Raw genomic sequence first — 18,163 nt, 5'->3', positions numbered from 1 at the left:
AGTGTGGCGACCCTGCCGGCTGGTTAATCTGCATGAAACGGGTCAACGGACATGAAGCCATGACAACTCAATCGACAAAAATCGCTACCGAGAATGATCCTCGCTGGGCCGCCGTGGTCGCGCGCGATCCCCGCGCCGACGGGCAGTTTGTGTATGCGGTGAAAACCACCGGCATCTATTGTCGCCCCAGCAGCCTGGCGCGTTTGCCGAAGCCGCAGAATGTCGAATTCTTCGACACCGCCGAGCAAGCCCAGGCGGCGGGTTATCGCCCCAGCAAACGAGCCGCGAAGGATCAAAGCGACGTCGCCGCACAGCACGCCACGACCGTGGCCGCTGCATGCCGTCACATCGAATCCGCCGAGACGTTGCCGCCATTGAATGAATTGGCCGACGCGGCCGGCCTGAGCAGTTTCCACTTCCATCGCGTGTTCAAGGCCATTACCGGCCTGACACCCAAGGGTTATGCCACCGCCCATCGCTCACGCAAGGTTCGCGAGCGTCTGGCGGACGGCGGCACGGTCACCGACGCGCTGTATGACGCAGGATTCAACTCCAACAGCCGATTTTATGAGGCTGCGGATCAACTGCTGGGCATGAAGCCCGGCGATTACCGTGCGGCCGGGCAGAACAACGACATTCGTTTTGCCGTCGGCCAGTGTTCCCTCGGGGCGATTCTGGTGGCGCAAAGTGAGCGCGGCGTCTGCGCGATTCTGTTGGGGGACGATCCGCATCAATTGGTCTGTGATCTGCAGGACAAATTTCGGCGTGCCAACCTGATTGGCGCCGATCATGAGTTCGAGCAGTTGATCGCTAAAGTGGTGGGCTTTATCGAAGCCCCGGCGCTCGGCCTGGACTTGCCGCTGGACGTACGCGGCACGGCGTTTCAGGAACGAGTGTGGCAAGCCCTGCGGGAGATTCCTGCCGGCAGCACCGCCAGTTATGCCGATATCGCTCAGCGCATCGGCGCACCGAAAGCCGTGCGCGCCGTGGCCCAGGCCTGTGGCGCGAACAGCCTGGCGGTGGCAATCCCTTGCCATCGCGTGGTGCGCAGCGATGGCAACCTGTCGGGCTATCGCTGGGGTGTGGAGCGCAAGCGTCAGTTGCTGGAGCGCGAAAACGCGGCTGAATCCTGAATGCCAATGTAGACCGCCACGGACTCCGGACCGGTGTAGACCTCGAAGTCCGTGGCGAACTTGCGGCGAACCTGCGGGTTATCCTCGAAGTAAGCCCAGACCAGGCCCCACGTCTGAATGACGCTGTCGGGCATCGGCCCTTTGGCGCTGAACACCAGGTAATCACCGCCCTCAACCTGAATCTGCGCAAAGTCCTCGGAGGGCGCGGTGACCGCTGCACCCGCGGTCACATCGAAGTGGCCCGAAGCATCGGACTCGTAGTTGGAATAGACGCCATACATAAACGAATCCGGCTGTTTGTGGGCGATCTTGTCGAAAACGTCCTCGACGAAAAATTGTTCCCACATAGGGCCGATGCACGCGGTCTCTGGTTGCTGTTCTGCGGCATTGAGGGTTCGCACTTGCAACCCCGAGACGCTAAAGGGCAGCACTTCACGCAGCTTTACATCCATTGTCGCTATTTCCTTGTTTCTACAGTTTGTTTGATTGATTGGCGCCAAGACGATCAACGATTGACGTCGACCACCACCCGACCGCGCAACTGGCCGGCAAGCAGGCGCTGCGCGGCGTCGATGGCTTCGCTCAAGCCGATTTCGTGGCTGATCAGCGGCAGCAAGGCGAAGTCCAGATCCTTGGCCAGGCGATTCCAGGCCAGTATCCGCCTGGCTTTGGGCTGGGTCACGCTGTTGATACCGGCCAGGGTCACACCGCGCAAAATGAACGGCGCGACGGAGGCTGGAAAGTCCATGCCTTGTGCCAAGCCGCAAGCAGCGACGGTGCCGTTGGCCCGTGTGCTCGCGCAAGCGTTGGCCAGCGTGTGGCTGCCGACCGAGTCGATCACCGCCGCCCAACGTTCCTTGGCCAACGGTTTGCCCGGCTCCGACAACGTGGCGCGATCGATGATTTCGCTGGCACCCAATTGCTTTAGGTAGTCGTGCTCGGCAGTGCGCCCAGTGGATGCCACCACGCGATAGCCGAGTTGGCTCAGCAGCGCGATGGCGAAACTGCCTACGCCACCATTGGCGCCCGTCACCAGCACTTCGCCCTGCTCGGGGTTCACGCCGTTGTGCTCCAGCGCCAGGATGCTCAGCATCGCCGTATAGCCGGCCGTGCCGATGGCCATCGCTTGCGCGGCGGTGAATGCTTTGGGCAACGGGATCAGCCAGTCGCCATTCAATCGAGCTTTCTGCGCCAATCCGCCCCAATGTCCTTCACCCACACCCCAGCCATTGAGCAGGACTTGATCACCGACCTTGTAGTCCGGATGACCGCTGACTTCGACAGTGCCCGCCAGATCGATCCCCGGCACCATCGGGAATTTGCGCACCACCGGGCTGCTGCCGGTGATCGCCAGGCCATCCTTGAAGTTCAGCGTGCTGTACGCCACACGCACGGTCACATCGCCTTCAGGCAATTGATCGTCATTGATCTCTTGCAGCGTGGCCCGGTAACCGCGGTCGTCCTTGTCGATCAAAATGCCTTTGAACATCACTGCCTCCCGATGGATTCGCTCAGTTGTCGTGCTGTTGAAATAACACATGAAAACACATCGCCGTAGCCGACTTTAAGCCAATCCTCAAACTCGACTGGCCTTGGGTCAGTCATTACTGATACAAATTCGCTTCTACCGACGTCGGAGAACACTGCACATGAGTCAATGGCCAGACACCCGCATTCTTGACCTGCTCGGGATCGAACTGCCGATCATCCAGGCGCCCCTGGCCGGCGCGACGACTTCGGCCATGGTGATTGCGGCAAGCAATGCTGGCGGCTTGGGCTCGATGCCCGCCGCGATGCTGAGCATCGAGCAGTTGCGTGAGGAGCTGAAAACGATTCGCCAACACACCCAGCGTCCGTTCAACGTCAATTTTTTCTGCCATCAACCTCCGCCGCCCGATGAGCAGCGCGCCCAGGACTGGAAGAACCTGCTGGAACCGTACTATCGGGAATTGGGAGTCGATTTCGACGCACCAACGCCGGTGTCCAATCGCGCACCGTTCGATAATGCGGCCTGCGAAGTACTCGAAGAATTTCGTCCTGAAGTGGTGAGTTTTCACTTCGGCTTGCCGGAAAAGTCCCTGCTGGATCGGGTAAAAGCCACCGGGGCGAAAATTCTTTCCTCGGCGACTACGGTCGAAGAAGCCGTCTGGCTGGAACAGCATGGTTGCGATGCGATCATCGCCATGGGTTACGAGGCTGGCGGCCACCGGGGAATGTTTCTCAGTGATGACCTGAGCAGCCAGGTGGGGACCTTTGCCCTGGTGCCACAAATCGTCGATGCGGTGAAAGTGCCGGTAATTGCGGCAGGCGGGATTGGAGATGCGCGGGGCGTCGCGGCAGCGTTTCTGCTGGGCGCTTCGGCGGTCCAGGTGGGTACGGCTTATTTGTTCACGCCGGAGGCCAAGGTCAGCGCTTCTCACCAGAAGGCGTTGCGCACGGCCAAAGAAAGCGAGACGGCGGTCACCAACATTTTCACCGGACGCCCGGCGCGGGGGATTCTCAATCGAGTGATGCGTGAGCTGGGGCCGATGAGCGCCAAAGCGCCGGCCTTCCCCTTGGCGGGCGGTGCGTTGATGCCATTGCGAGCGAAAGCAGAGGCGGATTTCAGCAGTCTTTGGGCTGGTCAGGCGTTCACGCTGGGGGTTGAAATGACCTCAGCAGAGCTGACCCGGCGTTTGGCTGAGGAAGGGTTAGCAAAGGTACCCCACCGTTAGGCGCAGACCCTGTGGGCGGGCTTGCCTGTGGCGAGGGAGCTTGCTCCCGTTCGGCTGCGAAGCGGTCGTGAAGCTTTTGGGGCCGCTTCGCGACCCAGCGGGAGCAAGCTCCCTCGCCACAGGAAGCCCCCTAGCCACAAATCCGCTGCCAACCTGCGCTTTGCATCCGACAAGTTCCGTTTACAGGTCATTCGCTATATATTCATCTATATAGCGTTTCATCTCGCCTACCACGGAGCCGTTTCATGATCATTCGTGCCTCACGTATTGCCCCCGCGTGCCTGTTCACCGTGTTCGCTTTCGGCTCCGCCCAGGCGGATGAAGTCCAGGTCGCTGTTGCTGCCAACTTCACCGCGCCAATCCAGGCCATCGCAGCCGATTTCGAGAAAGACACCGGGCACAAACTGGTCACCTCCTTTGGTGCAACCGGCCAGTTCTACACCCAGATCAAGAACGGTGCGCCGTTCGAAGTATTCCTCTCGGCGGACGACACCACCCCGAAAAAACTCGAAACCGAAGGCGACACCGTCAAAGGCTCGCGCTTCACTTACGCCATCGGCACCCTGGCGCTGTGGTCGGCCAAGGACGGTTACGTCGACGCCAAGGGCAAGGTGCTGAGCGACAATCAGTATCAACACTTGTCCATCGCCAACCCGAAAGCCGCCCCGTATGGCCTGGCCGCCACTCAGGTGCTCGCCAAGCAGGGCCTGACCGACAAAGTCAAAGACAAGATCGTCGAAGGTCAGAACATCACCCAGGCCTACCAGTTCGTTTCCACTGGTAATGCCGAACTCGGTTTTGTGGCCTTGTCGCAGATCTACAAAGACGGCAAAGTCACCAGCGGTTCGGCCTGGATCGTCCCCGCCGATCTGCATGACCCGATCAAACAAGACGCGGTGATCCTCAATAAGGGCAAGGACAACCCGGCCGCCAAGGCGCTGGTTGACTACCTCAAAGGTCCGAAAGCCGCCGCTGTTATCAAATCCTACGGTTACCAACTCTAAATGACGCTATCGAGTGCCGATTATTCCGCCATCTGGCTGACCCTGAAACTGGCGTCCCTGACGACCGTGATCCTGTTGGTCATCGGCACTCCGATTGCGTTATGGCTGTCGCGCACCCGTTCCTGGCTGCGCGGCCCGATCGGGGCGATCGTCGCCCTGCCCCTGGTGCTGCCGCCCACAGTGATCGGCTTTTACTTGTTGCTGGCGCTCGGCCCGAACGGCTGGATCGGTCAGTTCACCCAATCACTGGGCCTCGGCACCCTGACCTTCAGTTTTACAGGGCTGGTGATCGGCTCGGTGCTGTACTCGATGCCGTTCGTGGTCCAACCACTGCAAAATGCTTTTTCCGCCATCGGCACTCGCCCATTGGAAGTGGCTGCAACCTTGCGCGCCAATCCCTGGGACACGTTCTTCAGCGTGATTGTGCCGCTGGCCCGCCCCGGTTTTATCACCGCGGCCATTCTCGGTTTCGCCCATACCGTCGGCGAGTTCGGCGTGGTGCTGATGATCGGCGGCAACATTCCCGACAAGACCCGCGTGGTCTCGGTGCAGATCTACGATCACGTCGAAGCCATGGAATACGCCCAGGCTCATTGGCTGGCCGGAGCAATGCTGGTGTTCTCCTTTGCGGTATTGCTGGCGCTCTACTCCAGCCGTAAAACCAAAGCGGTCTGGAGCTGATCGATGATTCATACGCGCTTGAAACTGAATTATTCGGGATTCACCCTGGATGTGGACCTGCAACTGCCCGGCCGCGGAGTGACGGCGCTTTACGGCCATTCCGGTTCGGGCAAAACCACCTGCCTGCGCTGCATCGCCGGCCTGGAACAGGCCGAGCAAAGTTTTATTCAGGTCAACGACGAAGTCTGGCAAGACAGCGACAAGGGGATTTTTGTCCCGCCGCATAAACGTGCTGTGGGTTATGTCTTCCAGGAAGCCAGCCTGTTCCCACATTTATCGGTGCGGGCCAATCTGGAGTTCGGCCTCAGACGTATCCCTCGTCAACAGCGCCGGGTCGACATGGCGCATGCCACTGAGTTGCTGGGGATCGGCCATTTGCTCGATCGTGATCCGCAGAACCTTTCTGGCGGTGAGCGCCAGCGGATCGGCATCGCTCGCGCCCTGCTCACCAGCCCGAAACTGTTGCTGATGGATGAGCCGCTGGCAGCGCTCGATACCCAGCGTAAGAACGAAATCCTGCCGTATCTGCAACGGCTGCACGATGAGCTGGACATCCCCGTGCTGTACGTCAGCCATTCTCAGGATGAAGTCGCGCGGCTCGCCGACCACCTCGTCCTGCTCAGCAATGGCAACGCTTTAGCCAGCGGCGCGATCGGCGAAACCCTGGCCCGTCTCGATCTGCCGCTGGCGCTCGGTGACGACGCTGGCGTGGTGATCGAAGGACACGTCAGTGCCTATGACGCCGACTATCAGTTGTTAACCTTGCAACTGCCCAACACGGACCTGAGCATTCGAGTCGCCCATTCGCCGATGGCTGAAGGCCAGGCGCTGCGCTGCAAGGTCCAGGCGCGAGATGTCAGCCTGAGCCTGCAAGGCGTCGAGCAAAGCAGCATCCTCAATCGCCTGCCGGTCACGGTGATCAGTGAAATCGGCGCCGATAACGCCGCTCACGTACTGATTCGCCTGAACGCAGCCGGTACACCGCTGTTGGCGCGAATCACCCGCTATTCCCGGGATCAACTGGGCGTGCACCCCGGACAGCAGCTCTGGGCGCAGATCAAAGCGGTGGCGGTGCTGGCATAAAATCTGTCGGCACTCTCTAGGCAGTCTCTAGGCACCCCGACGATAGCGCGCGGTCAATGGCTTAACGCCCCATGATTCGTCGCCCAGGATTGCCCGCCATGCCAGATACCGCGTTGCCTGATGTTCTGCCGCCCGACCTGCATTACGTCGATGACAGCCAGCCCGGCATCACCCGCAAGCTCCTGCGCGGCAAGTTTTGCTACTTCGACCCGGCGGGTCAGCGCATTACCGATCCGGATGAAATCAAACGCATCAATGCACTCGCGGTGCCGCCCGCCTACACCGATGTATGGATCTGCCCCGATCCGCGTGGCCATCTGCAAGCCACCGGTCGTGACGCTCGTGGCCGCAAGCAATACCGTTATCACCCACGCTGGCGGGAAGTGCGCGATGCCGACAAATACTCGCGCTTGCGGGACTTCGGCCAGGCCCTGCCAAAACTGCGCAAACAGCTGGAAACGCTGCTGGCCGCGCCCGGTTTCAGCCGCGACAAGGTCATGGCCACGGTGATTACCTTGCTCGATGCGACGCTCATTCGGGTCGGCAATACCCGATATGCCCGGGACAATCGCTCCTATGGCCTGACGACCCTGCGCAACCGTCACGTCGAGGTCAATGGCAGCGCGATTCTGTTCCAGTTTCGCGGCAAGAGCGGCATCGAGCACCAGATCACCGTCAAAGACCGGCGCCTGGCGCGAATTATCAAACGTTGCCTGGAAATCCCCGGGCAAAACCTCTTTCAGTATCTGGACGAAAACGGCGAGCGGCACACCATCAGTTCCTCCGACGTCAACGCCTATTTGCAGACGCTGACCGGCGCCGATTTCACCGCCAAGGACTATCGCACCTGGGCCGGCAGTGCACTGGCGTTGGCGGTGCTGTGCGAGTTGCAGTGGGAATCGGAAGCCGACGCAAAGCGGCATGTGGTGGAAATGGTCAAGAACGTCGCCCGACAGCTCGGCAACACCCCGGCGGTTTGCCGCAAGTGCTACATCCATCCGGCGGTCGTCGATGGTTTCATGCAGGGCGCATTATCCGAACTGCCGCGGTCGAGGGGACGTAAAAGGTTGAGGGCAGAAGAAGTCGCGCTGGCTGTGCTTCTGGATAAACTTATCGAGACGGCCGAAACACCGTGAGATTTCTTCGAGGCTAACTAAACCGACGAACTGACCTGCCCTTTTTTTGCGTGATTGCAAACGGCTTCTATGCTTGATCTGAATACGAATAGCTTCGGTGACGCCATGGAAGACATTTTCGTTGTGAAACGCTGCAACAAGATCATCATTCATGGCCGCCGGGCCGGAGAACCCGATCACCCGCCACCCGACGCTGCCGTCTGGTATCGCATCACCGATACCCGCACTCGCGGCTTCATCGGTGACGGCTTCGATCTTGAAGAGGACGCCGCGCGCGAATGTCGGCGGCTTAACGCGGTCAGCTCGCCGAAGTCCCGGCAGGCCTGAGCCAGTCAGTGCAGAACCAAGGCTAGGAGCTTCTGTACTGCTTCGCAGTCCAACGGGGGCAAGCCCCCTCGCCACAGAAGCCCTCTCACCACAGGTCTTGTGTCTGGCGCCTGAAGCTGACCTGTTTTATTTCCGGGTCTATACTTAAAGGAGCTGAAGGATCAGCGACCCACCGGCAGAAAGCTCGCTCCTCGCGGGCTTTTTGTTGCCCTTTACCCGATTTCTTTGAACGGAGGTGTATGTCATGTCCGAGAAAGAGTCCATCACCACCCTGCTCACCCTGCTTGACTCCCGTCAGGCGCGCCTTGCCGCCGCGTGCAAGGAAATCGCCGATTGGGTTGATAATCAAGGGGGGCATCCGACAGCCCTCAGGATTCGCGATCGTCTGAACGACATCGAGAAAGACACGCCGCAGATTCGCAGCGCGCTCTCTTCGCTCAAACCTGTCGAGCCGCCGCTGCCTCGTTTCAGATGAGTCGACCAAGGTACTCAAGTCAGGGACAGAGCCCGAGTCAGGACGCCTGAGCGGTGACTTCATCGTCACCAGGCTTATACCTGTCTGCGCTACATACCAACCCGGCCAAATTTGCCGGGCTTTTTTTGTTTGTGCTCTTTCCACATTTCACACCGCCTTCACAACTCAGCCCCTACAGTGCATCCACTCCTTTCAAGAAATCCCCCTGGCCCGCCCGCATGCGGGCCTTTTTTTGCCTGTTGTATAACGAACGAACGCCCTCGCCTGCCTGTCGAACGATTACACATCAAGAAGGAGATGCCCCATGGTCACTCACTTCAAAGTCGGCGGGCACCTGGCCTGCGGACACAAAGGTAGCAACCTGACTTCAAGCAGCATACTGACCCGCGTGAAATGCAGAAGCTGCCGCAACACCGATGCGTTCAAAGAAGCACGCAAAGCCGAACGCAACGCTGCACGTCGCGCCGCACGCAAGGCCAAAGTCGCCCACACCGTTACTGACTGGCGCGCAGCCTGGACCCAGCGACTGATCGAAATGCCCGGTTTGCAAAGACTGCCGCGTGGTTTTACCGGCCAGCCATTCGTGTAGTTGACTCCCGGATCCCTGCATGGGGCGCTATAGGAGAGGAAATACCGATGAACAGACTTCTTCTGCTTCTGATCGTCTGCCTGTGCCCCTCGTGGGTGATGGCGCAAGGGTGCGACGTCAAAACCCGATCCCAAAGCCCTTCAGTTCCGGTGATCGAAACACACTCCTGCTATGAGTATGAAGGCATGCCGTGGACTCTATTGATTGGTCCTGCAGCAACGAAAGCAAGGAAATGCTGACCAGCACCAAGACCAAAGTTGCACAGTGCGGTGATCGCTATCGGGCTACCTGTCTGGGCACATTGACTGCAGAGGCGCTGGCCAACCCTCAATCCATCAGCAAAGACAAGAACAGCAAACCGCTGAACATCCCCGACAATGCCCAGGTCATCACGTATTACTACAGCGTCGAGAACCTGCCGCAGGCCAGGATCGATTGCGAAACCGGTGGGGGAAAATGGACGGAGAAGTAGCTGTTTTATGAGCTGAAGGCATCTTCACCTGATCGCTGCCCCTGGTAGCGACCAGATGGGTTGGCACGCAGGTGCGTCCAGTCGACGCCGCATCAAGGATAGCGCCTGTCGAAAATTGCGTGGCAGAAACGACAAAGGCCTGCATGAGAAACCTCATGCAGGCCTTTGAAAAATATGGCGCCGAAGCCGGAATCGAAGACTAACTCCCGGTACTCGAGTGCATCCGAGACCCACGGCAGTCCTCCAACCGCAGCAGATCAGTCGCCGAGCGAATGACAAAATCCGGCGCCAGCACCTCGCAGCGCTGCGGTTGCCCATACCCGTAAGCGGCCCAGCAACTCGCTACGCCAATATTGCGGGCATACCCAAGATCGATCTCGGTGTCCCCGACCACCAGTACCTGCGTCCTGTCGGCGTTACGCATCCGAGGCTTGATCTGCTCAAAAAAGCTGGCCGGGGCCGGCTTCGGCGCTCGTTCGCCGACAGCAGCCACTACCCCGCGAAAGCAGGAACCCAGACGATACTGTTCAAGACTGGCCATGATCGAGACTTCTCCCTTGTTGGAAACAACAAACAGCTCGCTACCCGCGTCATGCAGCCGTTGCACAACCTCTTCGACACCTGGATAAGGCACGCTTTGGGCGACGCCCAACCCCCCGTTGTAAATCTGTCGATAGTCGGCGACCCACACCGGCAACTCAGGCAAATCGCCGACGCCCAGCAACACACCCAACATTTCAACCAACGTGAGTCCTTGGTCGATCACATGGTCGATCAAGTCCGGAGCAAAAGGCTGTACACCACGGCGACTGGCCAGAACCTCAAGGGTTTTGCGGATCGCATTGCGGGTATCGAACAGGGTGCCATCGAAATCAATCAGCAGGGTGCGATAGTGCATAGACCATGGATCACTCAAGTGGGCAAATACCAGTCAGGCAAACGCCCGACGGAACCTTGAACGCAAGGCGAACGGCACCGTGCAATCGAAGATGCTTTTAGGGGCGACGCCATTGCGCTGCCCCGTGCGGTAAAGACTCGACAGGGTCGGGTCGAGCGGTGTGCCAGGCAACGGTCGAGTACTGTGAATATCCATTTCCACCCGAAAGCGAGTGGACATTGCCCACAATACCTCCTCGGCCGAACAGGGATTGACGTCGTCGTCCAGCAACAGGATGTTCTTGGTGCTGGAGATATTTTCGAGCAGTCTCTGCGCGAGGTGCCTTACCCGCTGATCATCCGCTTCGCAGGACTTGAGAACCTGCAACACGGTAAACAGGTGGCCGCCACCGGCGGGTTGGGCCACGATATCCTTGACCAACGCGCTCATCCCCCAATCACTGAGCAGGCGCAGAATCGAAGCTTCCTGGGCACCGCCCAATAATTCGGACTGTTCCCTGCCTGGCCCCGAGAGCGCTTGGTAGATGGCACCCGGACGATGGCTCAAGGCGCTCACGCGCAGCGTCGATACCTGGCCGCATGGCGAGTAGTAACCCAGATACTCAGGCATCGAGTGCGCATCGCCGACCTCTGATTCGGCTTCCATTTCGTTACCCAGGGTCGCCTCCAGGACAATTTCGGCGTGCTCGACAAAACGCCCGGCGTTGGAAAAGCAGGGGGCAAGCTCGACCCCTTGCCCCCGGACCGCCCCCGCCACCCCCAACTCGTCGTCACCAAATCCGAGCGCGGGTTTGCTCAGGGCTGCGGCGATGTAGATTACCGGGTCCATGCCGATGTTGACTGAAACCGACAACCGCTCGCCACGTTCGGCATGGATATCGATCAGGCGTTGCAGGTCTCCTCCCGGATAGATCGCGATAACGACCGAAGAAGGTTTGATCGTGATGCGGTGAACCGAGCAATTGGTGGCACCACTGCGTTCATCGCGGGCATAGACCATACCTAGCGTAATGGTCGGCCCCGGATCACCGGCCGAACACGTGAGCGCCGGCAACAAAGCCTGCAAGTCGGGATTTTCCATGACCACCCGATCCGCCGACGCGTGCACCATGACGGGCGCAATCGGAGCCGTGATCGCCCGATACAACAACGCAGCATTGGAGACATCCCTGCCCTGCCTGCCTTGGGGATCCAGAAAGATCCGGCTGTTGGCTCTACTACCCAACACTCCCAGCAACACCGGAAACACCCCCGTCAGCGGCTTGCGATACAACCTCAGAGGTTGCTCGGCGCTCATCACCGAGTTGGCCGCCGTTCGGTAGGCACCCTGATAGTCACTCAGCAAGTCCAGGTTCGGATCAATGGGTGTATCGATGTACTCCAAGGCTTGCCCTTGACGCTCAAGCACGCCAAGAGCGGAGCGAAGATCACGAATTTCAACGTTGTCAGTCATACCCGCCCCCTCGCTCAGGAACCAGCCGAGGGGGCCGGGACAGCAACCTGAGGCAACTGGCGGCCGGCAATCAGGATGAACACCACTGACAGCAGCGCACAGAGCGCACCCAGCATGATCGAAACCGCGTAATTCTGATAAAGGTCGAACAGCAGCCCTGCGACGCTCCCTCCGATCAGGGCGGCCACCCCGACCGAAATGTACAGGGCCCCCAGGATTGCCCCCAAGTTCGCCGTGCCGAACCAACTGGCAGCCACCGACGGGTAGAGGGATATACAGCCACCATTGGCCACGCCGAAACAAATGGCGAACAGCGCCAGCGTGATGAATGTATGGGCGCCAAGCCACAGGATATTGAGCAGCACTAGCGCGAAGGTCAAAACGATCAGAAGGCGACGAGCCCCCATCCGGTCACCGATGCTTCCCAGGAACAACCGACCGGCTACGTTGCCGACGCCGATAAGCCCGATCAACAAATTGGCCTGGGTGGCGGAAATGTCAAACTGGCGAGCGTAGGGGTTGATGTGCACAAGCGCGAGAAACAGCCCGACCGAGCCAAAAAAAATCGCCCCGAAGTACCACCAGAATCGCCCTGTACTCGCGGCTTCGGCCAGACGCATGCCGCCAGGTGCCACTTGATGCCTGGCGCTCGAAGACGAGGGGGCGAGGCCATCCGGCGAAAGGCCCAGCTCCTGCGGATTGCTCCTGACCAGCGACGCCACCAGCAGGCCAACAACAAGAATGGCCACGGCGAAGATCTGCATTGTCGACTCCCAGGAAAAATACTGCATCAGCAGCCCTGCAGCCGACGGCCCGACAAAAGTCCCGACACCGGTTCCCGCCAGCGCAATGCCCGAAGCCTTGCTGCGGTTTTTGACGAACCAGCGCTGGACCGCTGTCACCGTCGGCACATACACCAGACCGACCCCCAACCCGACCAGGGAACAGAAGCACACCAGGAACAACTGCAACGAGCCGGAGGCAAGGCTGCTGAGGAAAAACCCCAGCGCCAGCAAGATTATGCCAACGCAGACCACGATCCGGGTCGAGATGCGATCCGCCAGAGAACCGGAGAAGACCCCGACTGCGTAATATATGAAGGCCGTCAGTGAAAACACCGATGCCACGGAAAAACGCCCCACATCGAAGTTGGACTGGATGTGCGAAAAAAACGCCCCGAACGAATAGGCGCCGCCAAAGATAAGTGCCAGCAGCAGATGCGCCGCGAACACCACATACCATCCTGGAAATATTTTGGGTTTCATAGCAGTTTGCTCTCGGATCTTGCTTGCGGTTTAACCACGAAAGTGGCTATTGCCACCCCTGGAAATGGGTCGCGAGAAGCGACCCGCCGGTATTAATAGGCAACATCGACCACGCTGGACGTTGCCCCTGACACCCTCACGCGAACCAGGGTCTTGACCTCCAGGCCGGTGACGTTGCGCACCCGCTCGACCCCGGCATAGTCCAGCTTCTCGGCCACGCAGATAATCTGCTCGACATGGGCACCAGCCCGACGTACAGCCTCTATCAGCCCGATGAGCGTACCGCCGGTGCTGATCAGATCATCAACTATGATCACTCGGTCACCGGGCTCGACGCCGTTCAAGTACAACTCACCAGAAATGTACTCACAGTCGAAGCCGACCTTGACCTGCCCTTCGAGCCCCGACGGATACCAGCGCGCGATGCCGAATGGCAGGCCGCTGAGCAAGGAAACTGCAGCAAGCAGGACACCGCCCTTATCCTCCTCTCCCACCAGTTTCAACCCTGGGGAAAGATCTGCGGCCTCGCACACCCGTTGCGCCGCCACACGCAACAACCGCGCGGGCGTCGCGGGTACCTGCTCGGTCAACGAATTGATCAGAAACTGCTTGCCGTTGACCTCCACCAGCGGCCGGTCATGGAACGCTTCGCGCAGGATATCGATCTTGCCGAATTCGATCTTTTCCAGACCTTGCCCCTGGTCGGCCTTTTCAACCGCCGAGACAAAGGCGTGCATCTTGACGCTGTCCTTGGTGCTGGCGGTTGCCGAGACGCCACTGCTGACATCCACGCCATCAGGGTTCAGCGCTTCCATCAGGTGCCGAACGTTGTTTGCATTCAAGCCACCAGCAACTATCACCGGGCGTGAAAAACGACTGCGCCGCAGCAGTTCCCAGTCAAAGCGCTGGCCCGTACCACCGTCCCGGCCCTCAACGTAGGTGTCGAACAAGTAGGCACTCACCTGGTAGCTATTGATCAGGTCAACATCCACTTCAGCGGCGACACGAAAGCCCTTGATCACGGGTTTATCAATCTGCTGGCAGTATTCATTGCTCTCGTCGCCCTGCAGTTGGACCATCGAAATGCCCGAGTGCTTGATCGCGTCCAGCACGATGGGCAACGGCTCATCGACAAACACGCCGACAGTGCTGATAAATGGCGGCAACTGGTCGACGATCCCGCGCACCACCTCTGCACTGACCTGACGCGGGCTTGGCGAGAAGACAAACCCCAGTGCATCGGCACCGGCATTCACTGCCGCCAACGCATCCTCCAGCGTGGTGATGCCGCAAATCTTCACGGTTGTTTTCATAATCCCTGCCCCAAAAATCCTTGAAAAATCTGATAGGCCTTACCGCTGTCAATCGCCGCGCGGGCCATGCTTGCACCTTCCAGAAAACTGTCAGCCCTGGCGCTCAAAACCAACAACGCGCTCGCCGCGATGACCACTGCATCGCTGCGAGGCCCCCGCTCGCCTTCAATGATGGCGGTGCACAGCTGTGCATTACGAACAGGGTCACCGCCAGCCAGGTCCTCCATACGACAAGGCGCAACGCCGAAGTCGCGCGGGTGTACGCTGAACGTCTCGACAGTGCCGTGGCGAACATGGGCGATCAGGGTTTCGCCGATGCAACTGACCTCATCGAGCCCATCGACTCCATGCACCACAAAGGCTTCTTCGCGGCCAAGCCTGAGCAGCGTATGGGCCAAGAGCTCAAGCTGAGAGTGTCGTGCAACGCCTATCAGCTGACGCTTGACACCCGCCGGATGAACCAGGGGGCCAGCAAGGTTGAAGAGGCTGCGCACCCCGATCTCACGCCTGAGTTCACCGATACGCGGAGCAAAACGGTGGAAGCTGGAGGTGGCCACAAAAGCGAAGTTGTACGCGGCGAGATCCGCCCGAATCTGCTGCGCACTGCTGTGGCGCTCAATATCCACACCCAGCGCAGCAATCATGTCACTGCTGCCGCAACGACTGGTAACGCTGCGGTTGCCATGTTTCACAACCGGGACCCCCACCGCTGCCACCACAAACGCCGCCGTCGTGGAAATATTGAAGGTGCCCGCGCGATCACCGCCGGTTCCACCGATATCGACCGCGTTGTCGAAACCGGTCTGCAGCGGTGTACTGCGGCTCAAAATGGCGTCGACCGCCCCCGCTACCTCGTCCGCCGTCTCGCCTTTGCGACTGAGCGCAACCAGCGTCGCAACGATCTGCAGATCGCTGAACTGGCGATTGAGAATGGCCTCGACCACCTGTCTCGTTTCCAGCCTGGACAAATCGGCGCGTTCTTCGACCAATTGACGAATCACCTGGTGGTAGTCGGAACAAGGCAGCTTTTTGGCTTCCTGCACCGCACTCATGCCTGTACCTCGTAGCTGTAACGCATCTGTTGCATGACCGAGTCCAGAGGCAGGACCCGCCCAAGGACATAACCGATATGTTCCAGGGCAGCCAGGTGGCGCGCCTCGCTGGTGCCGGCCACGCATTCGCGCGGCACCCAGACCCGGTAGTCCAGCTGCAAGGCGTCCTGAGCCGTGGCACGCACGCAAACGTCAGTGGCCACACCGGTCAACACCAGCGTATCGACCCCCAGACCCTTGAGCAGCAAATCCAGGTCGGTCGCAAAGAAGCCGCTGTAACGGCGTTTCACCAGGACATAATCACTATCATGGGGACGCAGTTCGTCGATGATTTCGACACCTGGCGTGTCTTCGACGCAATGCTCGGTTTCGCCATATTCAAGTTCCAGCCCGAAATCGACTTTCTGCTTGCGGTGCGACTCGCGGGTATAGATGACCGGGATCCCCAGGGTCCGCGCCAACCCGGCCAGCTCATGGATCAGCGGTACGATGGTGCTGGCGCCCTTGCAGGCGATGGGTGCGTCATCATCGACAAAGTCGTGTTGCATATCGATCACCACCAGCGCGATGTTGTGCGGGACTTTGACCGTTGTGAAAGGTGATTGCATCGTGCTCTTCCATTCCATTGAGGTGAGTCAGGCAAAATCGGTGGCCACTATCCGGGCCAGGGCGGCATAACTGTCTCGGGTAGCCGCAAGGTCATCCAGGTGGTCGAAGCACATGATGTGCAATACGCCAAAGCCGCCGGACTGCTCCTGCATGTCCTCAATTCGCTGCCTGACCGTTTCAGCCGAGCCCACGATCCAGCAATGCTGCGCGACATACTCGACAGTGACATCACTGTCCGGCACATCAGGGTGATGCTTGAGCAACCCCAAGGCGTTGTTGCCCGCCAGCATTGGCAGATAATCCTCGCGAAAATAGCGGCCCATCTCACCCCCCACCGAACGTCTCCATGCCTCTTTATCGGTATCGGCGACAAAGAAGGGGCGGCTCACCCGCCACATGTCTCTTGAAGGCGCAACGCGTCCGGCCTCAAGGGCTCCGCGTTCCACGGCGGCCCAATGGGTATGCAGGTACTGGGGAGTGAAGCAAAAACTGATGGGAATCCAGCCATTGGCACCGGCAAGCCCCAAGGTGGCTGACGAGGCCGAAAGACCGGTCACGCCAATCGGTGGGTACGGCTGCTGGAGCGGCTTGAGGTGGTAACCCGAACATTTGTCCATCTGGTCGGCAGGCCGCCGTACCGTCCAGTACTTGCCGCGATACTCGAATGGACCTTCGCTTTCCCAGAAGCGGGTCATGATAGCGATCGACTCGGCGGTCATCTCGCGATGCGCACCGGACTTGTGATCGATGTTGAACATTTCCAGATCGAGGTTGGTGCCACTGGCCCCGATTCCGACCATGAGTCGGCCTTCGGAAATATGGTCGAGCAAACAGATGCGATGAGCCAGTTCCGCCGGGTGATGGAAAGGCAACATGAAGGCTCCGGGAGCCAATTTGATGCGTTTAGTTTTGAGTAAGGCTTGTGCGATCAGAATATCGGGTGAAGGACATGGCTCTGACGGCATCATGTAATGCTCGCCAATCCAGGCTTCTTCAAAACCAATGCGGTCCAGGTACTCCAGCGTATCCAGATCGTGGAAATGACCGTCACGAATAGATCGATGGCGCGGATGCGCCGGCATCATGAATGCTCCCAACTTCATCGGGTGTTCCCCCTCAGGTCCGTCTATGGTGGTCGTACAGGCTTGTATATACATATATGCAATTTAGCGGCCAGCCTTCGTCCGGGCGCACCCAAAATTCCTGAACGCCACATAAGACATTGGATCCAATGTAAAAAAAAAACGAAAACAGTAGACCCAACCGATCTTTGGGCCGATGAGCTCGAAGGTTTTTTTGCACCACGGCGATACACTCGGTAACAAGTTCTCGGAAATAAGTGCGTGGCGGTGACAACTAAAGAGAGTGCTGGAAAATGGCGAGTCCAGGTCAGACCCGGCCTGTCATCCATGCCCAAAAAAGCTTAGGGAAACGCTGAAAAGCACTCCCGTTATTAGCCTGCAAGTCACGCCACTCCTGGGCTGAAAGAGCGTTTTCCGCTCTTCGCGCGCCCATAGTTCGCGCTCCAAATTGATACGTAGCGTTTTTGAAAACGTACTCAGAGTGACGTTGTCCAGTTTTTCGCCAAGAAAAAAGTCCACCAGTGCGGCGATCGCTATCGGGCTACCTGCCTGGGCACATTGACTGCAGAGGCGCTGGCCAACCCTCAATCCATCAGCAAAGACAAGAACAGCAAACCGCTGAACATCCCCGACAATGCCCAGGTCATCACGTATTACTACAGCGTCGAGAACCTGCCGCAGGCCAGGATCGATTGCGAAACCGGTGGGGGAAAATGGACGGAGAAGTAGCTGTTTTATGAGCTGAAGGCATCTTCACCTGATCGCTGCCCCTGGTAGCGACCAGATGGGTTGGCACGCAGGTGCGTCCAGTCGACGCCGCATCAAGGATAGCGCCTGTCGAAAATTGCGTGGCAGAAACGACAAAGGCCTGCATGAGA

18 protein-coding genes and 2 pseudogenes are annotated in these 18,163 nt (G+C 59.1%); 11 read left to right on the top strand and 9 right to left on the bottom strand.

Annotation, left to right across the window (positions count from 1 at the left end):
• The first annotated feature begins 59 nt into the window (after nt 1-59).
• Nucleotides 60-1,133 carry a bifunctional DNA-binding transcriptional regulator/O6-methylguanine-DNA methyltransferase Ada gene (gene ada, locus ACZ3HH_RS26560; protein WP_465809126.1) on the top strand — a complete coding sequence of 358 codons (1,074 nt, stop codon included), beginning with the start codon at nt 60-62 and terminating at the stop codon, nt 1,131-1,133.
• Here ada and ACZ3HH_RS26555 read toward each other — a convergent pair.
• Nucleotides 1,097-1,585 (bottom strand): GyrI-like domain-containing protein, encoded by a 489-nt coding sequence (locus ACZ3HH_RS26555; RefSeq protein ID WP_465809124.1) that lies wholly within the window; start codon nt 1,583-1,585, stop codon nt 1,097-1,099. The two genes, ada and ACZ3HH_RS26555, sit on opposite strands and share 37 nt — an antisense overlap.
• Before the next feature lie 53 nt (nt 1,586-1,638).
• A complete protein-coding gene (acuI, locus tag ACZ3HH_RS26550) occupies nt 1,639-2,622 on the bottom strand; it encodes an acrylyl-CoA reductase (NADPH) (RefSeq protein ID WP_465809122.1) in 984 nt (327 codons plus the stop codon).
• A gap of 160 nt (nt 2,623-2,782) precedes the next feature.
• Between acuI and ACZ3HH_RS26545 the strand changes: the two genes are divergently transcribed.
• From ACZ3HH_RS26545 to ACZ3HH_RS26505, 9 genes and pseudogenes are all read left to right on the top strand, one after another.
• Nucleotides 2,783-3,847 carry an NAD(P)H-dependent flavin oxidoreductase gene (locus ACZ3HH_RS26545; protein ID WP_465809120.1) on the top strand — a complete coding sequence of 355 codons (1,065 nt, stop codon included), beginning with the start codon at nt 2,783-2,785 and terminating at the stop codon, nt 3,845-3,847.
• A gap of 245 nt (nt 3,848-4,092) precedes the next feature.
• The gene (gene modA / locus ACZ3HH_RS26540; protein ID WP_465809118.1) at nt 4,093-4,851 is read left to right on the top strand and encodes a molybdate ABC transporter substrate-binding protein; all 759 of its coding nucleotides are present in this window, start codon (nt 4,093-4,095) and stop codon (nt 4,849-4,851) included.
• Nucleotides 4,852-5,532 (top strand): molybdate ABC transporter permease subunit, encoded by a 681-nt coding sequence (gene modB, locus ACZ3HH_RS26535; RefSeq protein ID WP_465809116.1) that lies wholly within the window; start codon nt 4,852-4,854, stop codon nt 5,530-5,532.
• A 3-nt stretch (nt 5,533-5,535) separates the two neighbouring features.
• Nucleotides 5,536-6,615, top strand: coding sequence for a molybdenum ABC transporter ATP-binding protein (gene modC / locus ACZ3HH_RS26530; RefSeq protein WP_465809114.1), 1,080 nt, complete (start codon nt 5,536-5,538; stop codon nt 6,613-6,615).
• 98 nt (nt 6,616-6,713) lie between these two features.
• Nucleotides 6,714-7,751, top strand: coding sequence for a DNA topoisomerase IB (locus ACZ3HH_RS26525; protein ID WP_465809112.1), 1,038 nt, complete (start codon nt 6,714-6,716; stop codon nt 7,749-7,751).
• Between the two features lie 69 nt (nt 7,752-7,820).
• Nucleotides 7,821-8,078: a hypothetical protein gene (locus ACZ3HH_RS26520; protein WP_007900018.1), complete on the top strand. Its 258-nt coding sequence runs from the start codon at nt 7,821-7,823 to the stop codon at nt 8,076-8,078.
• Nucleotides 8,079-8,322: 244 nt separating this feature from the next.
• Nucleotides 8,323-8,553, top strand: a complete 231-nt coding sequence (locus ACZ3HH_RS26515) for a hypothetical protein (RefSeq protein ID WP_008012835.1) — start codon at nt 8,323-8,325, stop codon at nt 8,551-8,553.
• A gap of 304 nt (nt 8,554-8,857) precedes the next feature.
• Complete coding sequence (locus tag ACZ3HH_RS26510) at nt 8,858-9,142, top strand: hypothetical protein (RefSeq protein WP_367375529.1); 285 nt, start codon at nt 8,858-8,860, stop codon at nt 9,140-9,142.
• A gap of 47 nt (nt 9,143-9,189) precedes the next feature.
• A pseudogene (locus ACZ3HH_RS26505) lies at nt 9,190-9,614 on the top strand (hypothetical protein).
• Nucleotides 9,615-9,813: 199 nt separating this feature from the next.
• Here the strand turns inward: ACZ3HH_RS26505 and ACZ3HH_RS26500 are convergent.
• The 7 genes from ACZ3HH_RS26500 to ACZ3HH_RS26470 all read right to left on the bottom strand — a co-directional run bounded on the left by ACZ3HH_RS26500 (nt 9,814) and on the right by ACZ3HH_RS26470 (nt 17,306).
• On the bottom strand, nt 9,814-10,512 hold the full coding sequence (locus ACZ3HH_RS26500; RefSeq protein ID WP_367375527.1) for an HAD family hydrolase: 699 nt from the start codon (nt 10,510-10,512) through the stop codon (nt 9,814-9,816).
• Nucleotides 10,513-10,545: 33 nt separating this feature from the next.
• Entirely contained in the window at nt 10,546-11,964 is a 1,419-nt protein-coding gene (locus ACZ3HH_RS26495) for a UbiD family decarboxylase domain-containing protein (protein WP_465809108.1), read from the bottom strand.
• A 14-nt stretch (nt 11,965-11,978) separates the two neighbouring features.
• Nucleotides 11,979-13,199, bottom strand: coding sequence for an MFS transporter (locus ACZ3HH_RS26490; RefSeq protein ID WP_465809106.1), 1,221 nt, complete (start codon nt 13,197-13,199; stop codon nt 11,979-11,981).
• Between the two features lie 122 nt (nt 13,200-13,321).
• A complete protein-coding gene (locus ACZ3HH_RS26485) occupies nt 13,322-14,542 on the bottom strand; it encodes a phosphoribosylanthranilate isomerase (protein WP_367375524.1) in 1,221 nt (406 codons plus the stop codon).
• On the bottom strand, nt 14,539-15,594 hold the full coding sequence (trpD, locus tag ACZ3HH_RS26480) for an anthranilate phosphoribosyltransferase (protein WP_465809103.1): 1,056 nt from the start codon (nt 15,592-15,594) through the stop codon (nt 14,539-14,541). The genes ACZ3HH_RS26485 and trpD overlap by 4 nt, the downstream gene beginning before the upstream one ends.
• Complete coding sequence (locus ACZ3HH_RS26475) at nt 15,591-16,202, bottom strand: cysteine hydrolase family protein (protein ID WP_465809101.1); 612 nt, start codon at nt 16,200-16,202, stop codon at nt 15,591-15,593. Before ACZ3HH_RS26475 ends, trpD begins: the two co-directional genes overlap by 4 nt.
• A 27-nt stretch (nt 16,203-16,229) precedes the next feature.
• Complete coding sequence (locus ACZ3HH_RS26470) at nt 16,230-17,306, bottom strand: LLM class flavin-dependent oxidoreductase (protein ID WP_367375521.1); 1,077 nt, start codon at nt 17,304-17,306, stop codon at nt 16,230-16,232.
• A 483-nt stretch (nt 17,307-17,789) separates the two neighbouring features.
• Between ACZ3HH_RS26470 and ACZ3HH_RS26465 the strand changes: the two are divergent.
• A pseudogene (locus ACZ3HH_RS26465) lies at nt 17,790-18,014 on the top strand (hypothetical protein); the annotation flags it as partial.
• Between the last annotated feature and the right edge of the window lie 149 nt (nt 18,015-18,163).

It is taken from the genome of Pseudomonas sp. PME37.24/025, from assembly GCF_055556615.1.
This window is presented reverse-complemented; position numbering and strand designations above follow the sequence as displayed.

Bases quoted from the DNA above. Each gene is read 5' to 3' on its own strand.
- ada (WP_465809126.1), top strand. From the start codon at position 60: ATGACAACTCAATCGACAAAAATCGCTACCGAGAATGATCCTCGCTGG.
- ACZ3HH_RS26555 (WP_465809124.1), bottom strand. From the start codon at position 1,585: ATGGATGTAAAGCTGCGTGAAGTGCTGCCCTTTAGCGTCTCGGGGTTG.
- acuI (WP_465809122.1), bottom strand. From the start codon at position 2,622: ATGTTCAAAGGCATTTTGATCGACAAGGACGACCGCGGTTACCGGGCC.
- ACZ3HH_RS26545 (WP_465809120.1), top strand. From the start codon at position 2,783: ATGAGTCAATGGCCAGACACCCGCATTCTTGACCTGCTCGGGATCGAA.
- modA (WP_465809118.1), top strand. From the start codon at position 4,093: ATGATCATTCGTGCCTCACGTATTGCCCCCGCGTGCCTGTTCACCGTG.
- modB (WP_465809116.1), top strand. From the start codon at position 4,852: ATGACGCTATCGAGTGCCGATTATTCCGCCATCTGGCTGACCCTGAAA.
- modC (WP_465809114.1), top strand. From the start codon at position 5,536: ATGATTCATACGCGCTTGAAACTGAATTATTCGGGATTCACCCTGGAT.
- ACZ3HH_RS26525 (WP_465809112.1), top strand. From the start codon at position 6,714: ATGCCAGATACCGCGTTGCCTGATGTTCTGCCGCCCGACCTGCATTAC.
- ACZ3HH_RS26520 (WP_007900018.1), top strand. From the start codon at position 7,821: ATGCTTGATCTGAATACGAATAGCTTCGGTGACGCCATGGAAGACATT.
- ACZ3HH_RS26515 (WP_008012835.1), top strand. From the start codon at position 8,323: ATGTCCGAGAAAGAGTCCATCACCACCCTGCTCACCCTGCTTGACTCC.
- ACZ3HH_RS26510 (WP_367375529.1), top strand. From the start codon at position 8,858: ATGGTCACTCACTTCAAAGTCGGCGGGCACCTGGCCTGCGGACACAAA.
- ACZ3HH_RS26500 (WP_367375527.1), bottom strand. From the start codon at position 10,512: ATGCACTATCGCACCCTGCTGATTGATTTCGATGGCACCCTGTTCGAT.
- ACZ3HH_RS26495 (WP_465809108.1), bottom strand. From the start codon at position 11,964: ATGACTGACAACGTTGAAATTCGTGATCTTCGCTCCGCTCTTGGCGTG.
- ACZ3HH_RS26485 (WP_367375524.1), bottom strand. From the start codon at position 14,542: ATGAAAACAACCGTGAAGATTTGCGGCATCACCACGCTGGAGGATGCG.
- trpD (WP_465809103.1), bottom strand. From the start codon at position 15,594: ATGAGTGCGGTGCAGGAAGCCAAAAAGCTGCCTTGTTCCGACTACCAC.
- ACZ3HH_RS26475 (WP_465809101.1), bottom strand. From the start codon at position 16,202: ATGCAATCACCTTTCACAACGGTCAAAGTCCCGCACAACATCGCGCTG.
- ACZ3HH_RS26470 (WP_367375521.1), bottom strand. From the start codon at position 17,306: ATGAAGTTGGGAGCATTCATGATGCCGGCGCATCCGCGCCATCGATCT.